The 12,201-nt window shown below is 61.1% G+C and carries 8 protein-coding genes; all 8 read right to left on the bottom strand.

Features of this window, described 5'->3' with window-relative positions; all coding sequences use genetic code 11:
• Window positions 1–25: 25 nt before the first annotated feature.
• Window positions 26–2,257, bottom strand: coding sequence for a polysaccharide biosynthesis tyrosine autokinase (locus F3J19_RS14715; RefSeq protein WP_167042538.1), 2,232 nt, complete (start codon window positions 2,255–2,257; stop codon window positions 26–28).
• Between the two features lie 15 nt (window positions 2,258–2,272).
• Window positions 2,273–2,710, bottom strand: a complete 438-nt coding sequence (locus tag F3J19_RS14710; RefSeq protein WP_167042536.1) for a low molecular weight protein-tyrosine-phosphatase — start codon at window positions 2,708–2,710, stop codon at window positions 2,273–2,275.
• Window positions 2,707–3,786 carry a polysaccharide biosynthesis/export family protein gene (locus F3J19_RS14705; protein WP_240158974.1) on the bottom strand — a complete coding sequence of 360 codons (1,080 nt, stop codon included), beginning with the start codon at window positions 3,784–3,786 and terminating at the stop codon, window positions 2,707–2,709. The genes F3J19_RS14710 and F3J19_RS14705 overlap by 4 nt, the downstream gene beginning before the upstream one ends.
• Window positions 3,787–4,070: 284 nt before the next feature.
• Entirely contained in the window at window positions 4,071–4,808 is a 738-nt protein-coding gene (locus tag F3J19_RS32385) for a carboxypeptidase regulatory-like domain-containing protein (RefSeq protein WP_205192890.1), read from the bottom strand.
• Window positions 4,809–4,827: 19 nt separating this feature from the next.
• Entirely contained in the window at window positions 4,828–7,203 is a 2,376-nt protein-coding gene (locus F3J19_RS14695) for a YjbH domain-containing protein (protein ID WP_167042532.1), read from the bottom strand.
• 24 nt (window positions 7,204–7,227) lie between these two features.
• Window positions 7,228–8,607, bottom strand: a complete 1,380-nt coding sequence (locus tag F3J19_RS14690; protein WP_167042530.1) for an undecaprenyl-phosphate glucose phosphotransferase — start codon at window positions 8,605–8,607, stop codon at window positions 7,228–7,230.
• 905 nt (window positions 8,608–9,512) lie between these two features.
• The gene (locus tag F3J19_RS14685; RefSeq protein WP_167042528.1) at window positions 9,513–10,781 is read right to left on the bottom strand and encodes an isoprenylcysteine carboxylmethyltransferase family protein; all 1,269 of its coding nucleotides are present in this window, start codon (window positions 10,779–10,781) and stop codon (window positions 9,513–9,515) included.
• Window positions 10,782–10,858: 77 nt separating this feature from the next.
• Window positions 10,859–12,201, bottom strand: a 1,343-nt coding sequence (locus tag F3J19_RS14680; RefSeq protein ID WP_205192888.1) for a collagen-like triple helix repeat-containing protein, incomplete at its 5' end; no start/stop codon positions are given.

Below are 12,201 nucleotides of genomic sequence, written 5' to 3'. Positions count from 1 at the left end.
CGCCGCCAGGTAGCTCGCAGCGTACTCATTTCGCCGGCTTCTGGTTCTGATACTGATAGGCCACGTAGCGGTACGAGCCATATTTCGAGCGATAGCCGAACGCGCGCGCATCGACGCCGTTGAAGATCACGCCCCTGAGCGGGGCGTTCGAGCGTTGCAGTTGTCGTGCGCTCTCTGTGAGTTCGCCGATCGTGGTCTTCTGGAAGCGTGAGACCAGGAACACGGTACCCGCGATTGTCGCCATCACCGGTGCGTCAGAAACAGCCAGTACCGGCGGCGTGTCGATGACGACCATGTCGTAACGCTCGCTCAGCGATTCCATCAGGCGGCTCATGCTTTCGCTGAGCAGCAGCTCCGACGCATTGGGAGGAATGCTACCAGTCGTCATCAGATCGAGTCCCTGCGATACGTCGTACTGGATCGCGGCTTCAGCCGTCGCCTGGCCGGCGAGAACATTAGACAGACCCGTGCCGCGCTTGCGGCCGAAGTACTGGTGCAGATGGCCGCGCCGCATGTCCGCGTCAACCAGCAGAACGCGCTTGCCGCCGCCGCACAGGACGGCCGCCAGGTTCGCGGAGATGAACGACTTGCCGACGCCTGGTGCGGGGCCCGTCAACAGCAGCCGATTATTCGGTGCTTCGAGCATCGCGAAGCTGAGAGCCGTGCGCAGGCTGCGCAGACTTTCAATCGAAGGGTCCGTCGAATTGGTTTCTGCGAGCAGGTATTTGCCCTGCTTACCCGCCTGCATCGATGCATTCAGAGGCTTCTGTGCCTGCGAAAGAGGGATCGTGCCGTACACGTTGAGACCCGCGTAGCGCTCGATATCCTGCGCATCAGTGACTCCGCCATACAGCATTTCCCGCGCGAATGCCGCGCCGATGCCGAAGATCAAACCGGCGATCGCGGCGAGACCGATTACGAGTGGCTTCTTTGGCCATACCGGTTCGTCGGGCAAGCGCGCAGGGTCGACCAGACGCACGTTGCCGACCTTGCCAGCCGAAACGAGCTTCAGTTGCTGGATCTCGTTTAGTGTGCCGACATAGATATCCTGTGCGACCTGCACGTCGCGCATTAGCGACACCGCGTCCTGATCGACGTTCGGCAGGCGTTTGAGGTGGCCGTTGACGTCACCGAGCTTGGATTTCATCTCGTCGATCTGTTGATCGAGAGCGGCGATTGCCGGGTGGCCAGGTGCATAGCGCGAGGCGAGATCAGCGCGCTTCTGTTCCAGATCGAGCAGGCCGCTTTGCGTCGCGACGCTTTGCTGCAGAAAGGTTTGCGCTTCGAGGTTTACATCGAACGAGCCGCGCTGATTGCGCATTGTGGTGTAGCGCTTCTCGGCAACTTCGAGATCGTGCTTGAGGCCCGGCAACAGCGTCTCGAGATAGTGTGAAGACTGGTCCGCTTCGGCCGCCTTGCGCTTCACGTTCTGCTCGACATAGGCCTGGCCGATCTGATTCATGATCGACGAAATCAGTTGCGGATCGGTGCCGCGCAGCGAGCCGGTAATGATGTCGCTCTGCTTGCCTTTCTGCTGCATGTTCAGCTTGTCTTGCAGATCGGTCAGCGTCTTGAGCTTCGATTGCCGCTTGAGAACGAACGTGGCGCCTGGTTTTGCATGCACGTCGCGCACGAGCAGGTGGATATGGCCGACACTCTGTTCGACGTCGACCGCCTGGCCGATTACGCCTTCGATCGGCGAGTCGAGGTCCGATTGCTTCAGGATGAAGCGATGGTTGTCGAGCAGCGTCAGCTTGAAGCGTTCGTCGTACAGTTCTTTCGGTACGTCGAACTCACGCACGTCGATTGATTCCGTGCCCCATGCAAAGCCCCCCCAGCCGAGCAGGCCAGGATTAGACAGGGTTTTCGCATTGGCCGCGATCAGCCAGCCGACCAGCGGGAAATAGCGGGGCTGCGCGTCGATATAGAGGCGCAGGTTTTGCACGGCCTGATCCACCACGAACTGCGACTGCAAAATTTCCAGTTCACCTTCGGCTTGCGTCTTGACGTCGAACAGTGACGACACGTCGCCGAGTAGAGTGCTTGCACTGGTCGGATTGTCTTCCTCGACCTGGATCATCATGTCCGCCTCGTACGTCGGTCGCGCGAGGAACGCGTAAGCGGTTCCGAGCAGCGTGACCGCGACGAATATGCTGATGATGAGCCAGCGGTTCGAGATCACGATGTCGAGGTAGCGAATCAGGTCGCCGTCCTCGTCGATGTGGTCCTCGACCGGTATATCCAATCGGTTGTTCATGTTGTTGTTTCCTCGTTAGGCCATGGCTTTTATGCGAGGCGTCCATGTATCCACGCCTTGCCGGATCAGATCGAATGCGTCGTAGAACTGTGCAATCGGTTTCGTGTAGGGGTCGGGCACGTCGAAGCGTCCGATCTCTCCGAGCCGGAACACCTTTCCCGACGCGCCCGGATGGCGTCGCATGATTTCGTGCTTGTGCGAGGCTTCCATCGCGAGAATCAGATCGGCGCCGCCAACCAGGCCGACGTTCAATTGCTGTGCGCGATGGGAGGTGATGTCGAGTCCTGACTCGGCGCTTACACGCACCGCGAGCGGGTCGGGCCCGCAGCCGACGACTGCGTCGAGCCCGGCAGATATGACGGTGACGCCGTTCAGCTCGCGCGCGAGCAGGTACTGAGCCATCGGGCTGCGGCAGATGTTGCCGACGCAGACGACCAATATGGTGTTGATCATTTGGTCACTATCGCCGCGGTGAGTCCGGCATTGATGGCCGGCAGCAACAGGCTCAGCACGCGCGAGAAGCGCACCAGGCCATTGCCGTCGACATAGACGATGTCGTGCGGATTCAATTCGAACTGATTTGCGAGCAGCATCGCCACCGGCGAGCGTGCAGCGAGGTGATAGACCTGTGGGTGCGGGCTCAGCGAATCCCGTATCACGTAGACTTCGGACGCGTCGGCGGTACTGCTATTCAGGCTACCTGCTTGCGAGATGGCGTCGCTTAGCGAGAGGCGGCCGTTGCGCATGGGTAGCGCGGTCAACGGCTTGTTGACTTCACCCATCACATACACGCCGTTTTCGTCGCGCGCGAGCACGCGCAGCAGATCACCGTCATGCAGTACGATCTTCGCCGGATTGATACCCGTGTCCAGCATGTCGGTAAGGCTGATCGGATACGAACGGCCGTTGCGCACGAGCACAAGATGGCTTTGGTCGGCGGTATCGCTGAAGCCGCCTGCGCGATTGATCGCGTCGTACAACGTCATTGGAATATCGTTGAGCGGCAGGGCACCCGGTGTATGCACCTGGCCGTCCACGAACACCTGTTTCGCGCGGAACGACGCGATACGCACCGTCACCTGCGGCTTGATAAAGACGTTGGCGAGACGTGTAGTCAATTCGCGTTGAACTTCGGCGGGTTTGAGCCCTTCGACGTGCAGGTTTCCAACATAGGGGAATTGCAGATTGCCGTCTTCGTCGATCACAAAGCCAGGTGCCGGATCGAACGCGCGCGTCGTCGTCTGTCCGCTCGGTGCCTGAGCGGCAACGAGTTCCGGGTGATCCCACACCGTGATCTGCAGTACGTCGCCCTTGCCGAGCGTATAAGCAGCGGGAGCCGACATGAGATCGCGAAGCTGATCGGAGCGTGTCTGCGCGAGCTGGTTTTGCATCTGCGCGATCAGAGTAACGTTGATGTCCTCGATCGATACTGGCAGATTCGTGGCCGGCGTTTGTGCGTCGCCGGTCGTCACCGGGAGCGCTGTTGGTGTACTCATCTTCATGCCCGGCGCGGCGGCACACGCCACCATACTTGCACACGCGGCGATTGCGGACACGCCGCGCACAATCCTCAGGCTTCTGCCGATTGCATTTACATCCACTCTCATTTCACTGCTCCGTAAAGCCGTTGGCCATTAGCGTGCTCGATGCCGTTTGCGGATCACCGCGGCGGCCGTCACACATTTAGTGTTGGTCGATGCTGTAACTGCAGATGACCGATGCTTGCTTGCCTGCGGAACTCGCTTGCATTGATCTTTTTGTTGAGATGGATCGGCGGGAGCGTGAGCGTTCCCGCGCGATCATGTGATGCCGCCTACTTCGTCGACGTTCCGGTTCCGCCCGAACCACCCGTCCCACCCGTCGGATTCCCCCCCGTCCCACCGCCCGAAATCGGCGCGGCCTGACCTGCCGCCAATGCCGCCGCCGCCAGCGCCGCCGCCGGCTGGCCGTTGCTCGTGATCGCTCCCGCGGTCTGCAGCGTGTCGAGATCCGAGTCGGCGCCGGCGGAGCCCGGCGTAAACGCCACCGTCAGGAACGACGAGGAAGACAGCGTGATGCCGTACTTGTCCTTGATGAGCTTCGCGACCGCAGCTTCCGCATTTGCGATGACCGTGCTATTCGAAAGCGCGCTCTGGTAAGACGCATTCGACGAAATGCCCGCAAGTAGCGCGCTTTCCGTCGTGCCGAGTTGGCCGGCCAGGTAGCTCAGCAGCAGTTCGGTGAGTGGCGTCACGTTGTAGGTGCCGGAACCGGCCGCGAACGAATGGATCGTCACCGAACCGCCGCTTGCGGTGATCACGCAAGGTCCATCGAAACTGAAGGTGGCTTTATAGGCGCCATTCGAATCGGATGTGGTGCTTCCCGATCCGTTCTTGCAGGTCAGCGTGACGTTCGCGCTGGCAAGGGCGGCACCGACCGCGGTCGTGCCGCTGATCGTCGCGGTAGGGGCGGAGCCGACGTCGTTGCCACCGCATGCAACCAGCGCGCTGGCAGCGAGCATCATCGATCCGTACTGGAGGGTGCGCAGCGTAGCACCGTTAAGAAGTTTCATCGTGTATCTCCAAAGAAGGTTATTCACACTTGACGGGCATTAACGCCAGTCCATCGCTTACACCTGACAGAACCTGTTTTCCGCAGTCGCGACGCAAAAGTGCGATTCCCATCGGCGACTCTTGCGCACCCGTTTGCGGCGCGGTTTTCTTTTCATTGCGATCGGGATGGCCGTAACGCAAATAGGCGTCGCGCATCCGGTAAAGCTGCGTGGAGAAGTACTCGCCACTAAAGCGACCCTGATTCAGCAGGTATTGCTGCGTGCTATACGGAAAGCTCATGTTTTCAGCGGCATTGGCCGACAGGTAATTCGTCGAACCGACGCGCGTGCGGAAATCGAGGCCGAAGTCTTCCGAGCCATACACCTGCGTAATGCCGGGCTGCATGCCTTGACGCGGTGTGAGCGGGAAGCTGACCGCCGCGCCGACGAACGTGCCTTGGCCGCTGTGTTCCCCATGCACGCTGACGGATACGTCGTCGAACCAGCGCGTGAGCGTGGCGACAGGGCCTTTATCTCCGCCGACGAAACGCGCGACGCCGGCTTCGATCCATAGCTTCCACGCGGGCTGTACCCAGCGGTAAGTCAACTCCGCGTTCTTTTCGCTCGGCAGGTCGTCGTGGCCCGGTTCGTGGTGCAGATACGCGAGCCGCAGACGAATCAGATCGGGACGGCCCGGTACGAAGACGGTCGTTTCGTTTTGTGCGCCGACATACGAGTAATCGAACTTGCCGACCGACAGCACGTTGAAAACCCGCGGCGCGATCCAGAAGCTCTGCGCGAGAGCCACGGCGTTCAGACCGCCACGCAGGCGGTAGTCGCTGAACACGCGGCCGTCGTCCATGTTCTTCGTGTTGTAAAGCGGTGCGATATAGCTCGCGTACAGCTCCGCGCCGCGCCATAGCGGCACGAAGCCCTGAATGTTGGCGCCGAGCGAAATATCAAATACGCCGTATTCGGTGCCGTACAGGTAGCTGACGACCGGCTCGATCTGGATGCGCGTAAGCCCGTGCTTGCGCTCGTCGCCATGCCAGGAAATCGAGTCGGGGTCATAGGTCGGACGCGTGCGCATCGTCAGCGACGCGCTAGCGGCCATTGGGTCGCCACCGGCCATAAATTGCGCAAATGCGTCGCGATCGACGGTCACTTCGCCGAGCGGCTCATTGGCCTTCTTGATCACGACGTGAATCTTGCTGGTACCGTGCGGTGCGTTGACGCTCGCCACACCGAGCACGATGCCGAGTGCGTCGGTTTCATTCTGGTTGTAGCGATGGTTCTCATACTCGACGATCAGATCGTGACCGCTGATACCGACGCGCACGCGCTCGAGCCCTGCGGCGAACAGATGTGCGGCGATTTCGTCGAGCGAGGACGTATCGAGCGCTTCCGCCAGTGCGGGCGTGTCCGCGGATTTCGCTGGCGTCGCGTCGCTCAGCATGACCGACGCGTACGATTGCAGCGGTGGCACGTAGCTGATCGGCGCGCTGGCTAGTGCGTTGGTGCTTGCCGTTGCCGCACGTACGTTGACGGGGGGCAGGCTTGCGAACCGTAGCGGTTCGTCGTCTTTCGCCGCGGTGGTTTGCGTGGCGCCGGTTTGCGGGCCTTCGCACAGGCCGTTTTCGCAGCGCGCGCCGCTAAAGCGCTTGCCGAGCGGAATCTGAATGCCGACCGAAAACGACGTGCGCGGCGATACGCCATTCGTCGAGCGCAGCGATCGCGCGAAGGTGCCGATTACATTCGCGTCGGCGAGCCAGCTGATTCGCGGCGATTGATAACGTACGCCCGCGTAAGGTGTTTTCGAATCGTCTTCCGCGAGCAGGGACAGACCGGTATGCCACAGCGAGAGCTGCGCACCGCCGAATAGCCCGTCGAGGCGATCGCCCTGACCGTAACCAGCAGTCAACGTCAATGGTCCGAATGCCTGTGAAACGACACCGTATTTCGACCGGAAGAAATGTGTTTGTCCGCCGATGTCGCTGAGGCCGAACGCAATCGTTGGCTGGTATTTGAAGAACTTCGGTACTTCGACTTTCAGGTTTCCCATCAGGTGACGGAAAAGAAAGCGTTCCTCATTCGAATACGGTACGTGCACGTTGGCCGGATAGTTCGCGAGGCCGGCCGACAGTTCGACGTATGGCAGCAATCCCACCGCGCCCCAGTAGATCTGGGAACCGGTCGCCTGCGTCCCATAGCGCGGATCGATGTAGTTGTTGTACTGCGTTTCCACCATTCCTTCGGGCAGCGCAAACGCGTAAGGAATCACCAGGCCGCCGGCCTGGCCGAGTGCGCCCAGGGCGGGATCGGTCGCATGGGCCAACGCCGGGAATGCAAGCGTCGCCGCGAGCGCCAGAGCCGTGGGTGTCGGATGAGACGTCAGTCCGCGTAGTTTCGTGGCCATGCGTTGTTGTCGTGGGTACGGATATCAATACGCGTTGCTGTGAACGAATCCTTTGGCGATAGTCGCCGCGACGATTCGCATGTCCAATCCGAATGACCAGTTCCTCAGGTAATAGAGATCGTGTTCGACGCGCTCCTGCATCTTTTCGATGCGATCGGTTTCGCCTCTGAAACCGTTGATCTGTGCCCATCCTGTAATGCCGGGTTTGATCCGGTAGCGATGGATATAGCCGTTCACCACTTTCTGATAGAGCTCGTCGTGTTCGATCGCATGCGGACGCGGACCGACCACCGACATATCGCCGCGCAGTACGTTGAAGAACTGCGGTAATTCGTCGAGACTGGTGCGGCGGAGAAACGCGCCCACGCGCGTAATGCGCGGATCGTCTTTGGTTGCCTGCTTTACGACGCCGCTCTCGACCACATGCGGACGCATCGAGCGAAACTTGTAGATCTTGAAGATTTGTCCGTCCGCGCCCTTGCGCTTCTGCGTGAAGAACACCGGTCCACGCGAAGAGCACTTCACGGCAATGGCGATTGCGAGGAGCAGCGGTGCGAGTGCCAATAGCGCACAGGCGGCGAATATGCGATCGAAAATCTCTTTCTTCACAAGCGCGCGCGCAGGTACCGGCGATGCGACGAGGTTGATCGCGGGCATACCGATCAGATCGATCATGCCGCTATCGAACAGCGCAACACTGCGCATGTCGGGTACGAAACGCACGTTGACGAGATCGTCGCGGAATTCCGCGACGAATCGCGAGATGGTGCGCTCTTCGGAAAGCGGCAACGCGAGCCATACTTCCTGCACGTCGTGAGTGCGGACATAGGCGGCGAATTTCCCGACGTCGTCGTATACCGGCACGCCTGAGCCGGCGGTGCTGATGACCGGTCGTGCGTCGAAAGCCGCCACTGCTCGAAAGCCGCTACCGGCGGCTCCTTCGATCGTGCGCACGACCTGCTGGCAATGTGCTCCGCAACCGACGACGGCGACGTGCCTCAGGTTCATGCCGGCATAGCGAAGACGCGCGAGCACCATGTGCACTGCGACGCGAGAGGTGACCAGCGCGCCACCGGTCATTCCGGTCCAATAGGCGAACCACAGCCGCGAGATGAAATCGGACCGATGCAAGGAGAACATCAATACGAGTCCGCAGCCTTGCACGACCAGCCACGCGAGCGATACTTGCCCGATCATGCGCAGCATGGCTCTGCCGCGCCATGAACCGTACACGCCGAACATCGGAAACAGCACCAGCGTAAAAGCGGCGGCAAACGCGACGAAAGCCGTATCGAGACGGCTCTGCGCTAGGTCTTCGAATCTCACATGCGATGCAACCAGCGATCCTAGAACGACAAGCGTCACATCGAGAAGACGCGCAATCAGGCTGTGCAAGCCTGGCATCGCTCTTCTGTGGTGTGAAAAATCTGTCGTTTCCATTTCTTCTTTCCCCGCGCGCATCTTTGGCGCCAAATGTTTTTTGTCGATCTGTGCAATGCGTATTTCGCTCGCACAGATCAGGTCTCTCTTTTTGTTTGCTCTTTACTACTGCTCTATCGTCGTAAAAGACGACATTGCCTCGCCACGCGATAAGCGCGCAATTCAAGACACAAACCGGATTGCACCCGACCAGCCGCAGTTACATGGCTGAACGAGCCTGAACAACGATGGGGAACGTCCTGTGAAACCGACGGCGCCAGTTAGACGCATGCGGCGCTTCACATTGCATCTGCAGCGCCGTACTGCGAAACGCACTGACGCTACGCGTTGAGGAGCCTGACCTGATAACCCCCGATCAGATCAGGCGTTGACGCGAACGCAATATTGCCCACTGCTTTCTAAGCCACGTTCTGTACCGCGGTTCATAAAAAGCAGAAAGCATGCCAATAGACATGTTCCCGTTGCTCGGTGGCGAAGCGAACGGGATAAAACCTTTTCTGACAATGCTTTACGGGTATCCGCAGAGCATGGGTGATGTGGCGGGCAGCGTTCTGGCGTGTATGAAGGAGCTGGCCCGTTACGTTACGTCTCCCGTAACGGACCGTACAGGAAGGAACGGAGTAGACGCGTTTCGCTGCGCCATTTCTAGGTTATATCGGAGGGTGCTGGCAGGGTCTGTTTGAATCGAACGTTTGAGGGAGTTGCCGCTAACTTGTGTGGAGAGAAAGGAGAAGGCGGACGAGTTCTCGTCCGCCTTCGAAGTGCGTCAGCCAGAATTGGCGGCGCGAGATATATCGTAATAAATGGAGTAATAGACAGAGTGCACCAATAAAACAACTCAACTACCGCCTGCATGATTTCAAGTACTTTTACCCAAACACCCTCAAAACCCTCGCCACCACCCCATTCCTCCCAATCCACTCCGCGTAAGCCCGATACTCCGGATCATTCATCAAATGCCGTTCCTCGGTTTTTGCCCGCAAAAAATAAAGCAGGTTGATACCGATCAACCCCGTGCAATGCATGAGCGCGACGCGCCAGCCGAGCGGCTCGATGAAGGGCACCGAGATCATCCAGTACGACAGATTCTTCGAGATATAAGCCGGATGCTTGGTGAAACGATAAGGCCCTGAAGTAATGATCCCGCGATTGGTCAGATTGGAAAAGCGCAAGCCGAACGAGATCGTCGACGACGCATAGCACAGCAGCAGCGCGACGATCACGACGCCCCAGACGATGCGCAGCGTCGGCACCGAAATAAGCCAGTTGTCCCAGAACACCGAACCTTCATAGCGAAGGTACTGGTTCGCCATTACCGACCAGAACGGTTGATAGCAGATGAGCGCGACGAGCCAGCCGAGCGTCGTCGGCTCGGCGCTGCGCACGTGGCTGTCGAGAATGCGGAACGTGCACAGATAGCCCACCGTGCCGAACATCAGGTCCATCGAGTACGACAGGTCGTACATGAAGCGGAACGAGTCGAGCGTGAAGGGCGCGTTCAGCGCGGTGTTCAGCGAACCGTTCAGATGATCCGCGTTGGTCGACAGATAGACGGTCATCAACGGCAGGAAAAACGCCTTCACCATCCAACCCGCCAGCATCTCCCGCAGCGGACGCCAGTTGGCGGGGCGCTCGCCGCGCAGCAGCAGGCGTCCCCATACGAGGTACGCGTCGTCGGTGTCGCGCTGGCGGCGGTCCATCCACGCGAAATAAAACGGCGCCGCGACGATCACGTACGGCGCGAGCGTGCGCAGCAGCGTCCAGTACGGTTCGTAGAACGTGCCCTGGTATTCGGGCAGCAGGAAATAGAGCAGGCCGATGCCGGCATAGATCGACGCAAGCGCGGCGAGCCGCACCGCGACGCGCGCGACACTGAGCGGCCGCACCGCGTGGCCTGCCAGTCCGGCGCTCGGGCGCAAATAGACGCGCGCGACGAACAGATCGTGAAGCGCGATCATCGCGATGATCGCGAGAGACGCGAGTACGCCGCGCGTCGCGCCGTCGAGTGTCGTGCTGTTGCGCAGCAGCCAGAGCGTCAGCAGGCCCGCAGCGATGCCGGCGAGGCCGACCGAAAACGGAGCCGCCGAACGCGGGCGAGCGTCCGGCGCTTGCGCGACGGTATCGATAGTGGAGTTCATGCCATCCTCGTAGTCATGACATTGTTAGCGGCCGGGCTGTTGATTTTTTAAGGCCCGGCCGCCGTATCGAAGAACGCTTACTTGCCAGTCGTGGCGACGCCGCCGAGCAAGCCGCCGACGAGGTTCGTCACCGGCGCGAGCAGGCCCTTGTTGCCCGAGCCGCCGCTGCTCGTGCCGCTCGACGAACCGCCGGTGAGGCCGGCGAGCAGGCCGGTCACCGGGTTGGGCGTGGCACCGCCGCCGCCCGAGCCGCTGGTTCCCGCGCTTGCGCCCGCGCTGACGGTTCCGCTCACCGAGACGGTCAGCGAGCCGACGAGGCTCGTCACCGGCGCGAGCAGGCCGCCGTTGCCCGAGGTGCCGCCGAGCGAACCGACCTTGCCGAGCAGGCCGGTGACCGGGCTCAGCAGGCCGCCGAGGCCGGCCGAACCGCCGGTGCCGCCCGTGCCACCAGTACCGCCGAGGCCAAGGCCGAGATTACCGAGCAGTCCGGTGAGCGGCGGGATCGCGATGCCGCCCGAACCGCCGCTGCCGCCTGCGCCGCCGAGTCCGCCCAGCAGTCCGGTGAGCGGTGCGAGCGGATTGGTGGTCGCTCCGGTGAGCAGGCCGCCCGTGCTGGTGACGGTCTTGCCCAATTGGCTCACGATGCCGCCGACGTCCTTGCCGACCTGATCGTTGGTGGAGTTCGACAATTTCAGACCTGCCGAGTCGATGCCGTTGCCGAGCGTGCTGAGCAGTTTGTCGAGCGGCGTGCCGAGGCCGGTCGCGTTGCCGAGCGTTTGCGTCGTATTGGAGACGGTGAGCGTGATCGGATTGATCACCGAGCTGAGCTGCGTTTCGACCTGCTGCACCGGCGCGCTCGTCAGTACCTTGTTCAGTCCCGAGCCGACGGCGATGACGCCGCCGCCCACGCCATCGACGACGCCGCCGAGCGTCGAGGTCACCGGCGCCAGCGGCTTGAGCGGCCCGCTGCCGAGGCTTGCCACGACGCCGCCGACCGACTTGACCGCGGCGCCTGCATCGGAGACGACGCCCGAGGTGGAAGTCAGCGTCGGGCCGAGCGGATTGGCCGAGCTGCCGAGCGAGCCGAGGCCGGCTGCGGCGCCGTTGCCGAGCGTCTTCACGCCGTCGCCGAGATCGGTGAGCGCCGCGCCGAGGTTGGTGGTCGTCGCGCTGTTGACGCCAGGGATCGACGTGCCGGACACCTTGCCGCCGGTATCGGCAACCGTGGTGCCGACGGCGGTGATGAGGTTGCTGGCTTGGGTGACGACGTTGCCGATCGGGGTGGAGGAGGTGCCCGAAGTACCGGAAGTACCCGAAGTACCGGAAGTACCCGAAGTACCGGAAGTACCCGAAGTACCGGAAGTACCCGAAGTACCGGAAGTACCCGAAGTACCGGAAGTACCCGAAGTACCGGAAGTAC

Source organism: Burkholderia sp. Ax-1724, assembly GCF_011752995.1.
Lineage (GTDB): Bacteria > Pseudomonadota > Gammaproteobacteria > Burkholderiales > Burkholderiaceae > Paraburkholderia.
This window is presented reverse-complemented; position numbering and strand designations above follow the sequence as displayed.

What these genes read in the sequence shown, in the direction of transcription:
- F3J19_RS14715 (WP_167042538.1), bottom strand. Translation starts at nt 2,257, where the DNA reads ATGAACAACCGATTGGATATACCGGTCGAGGACCACATCGACGAGGAC.
- F3J19_RS14710 (WP_167042536.1), bottom strand. Translation starts at nt 2,710, where the DNA reads ATGATCAACACCATATTGGTCGTCTGCGTCGGCAACATCTGCCGCAGC.
- F3J19_RS14705 (WP_240158974.1), bottom strand. Translation starts at nt 3,786, where the DNA reads ATGGTGGCGTGTGCCGCCGCGCCGGGCATGAAGATGAGTACACCAACA.
- F3J19_RS32385 (WP_205192890.1), bottom strand. Translation starts at nt 4,808, where the DNA reads ATGAAACTTCTTAACGGTGCTACGCTGCGCACCCTCCAGTACGGATCG.
- F3J19_RS14695 (WP_167042532.1), bottom strand. Translation starts at nt 7,203, where the DNA reads ATGGCCACGAAACTACGCGGACTGACGTCTCATCCGACACCCACGGCT.
- F3J19_RS14690 (WP_167042530.1), bottom strand. Translation starts at nt 8,607, where the DNA reads ATGCCAGGCTTGCACAGCCTGATTGCGCGTCTTCTCGATGTGACGCTT.
- F3J19_RS14685 (WP_167042528.1), bottom strand. Translation starts at nt 10,781, where the DNA reads ATGAACTCCACTATCGATACCGTCGCGCAAGCGCCGGACGCTCGCCCG.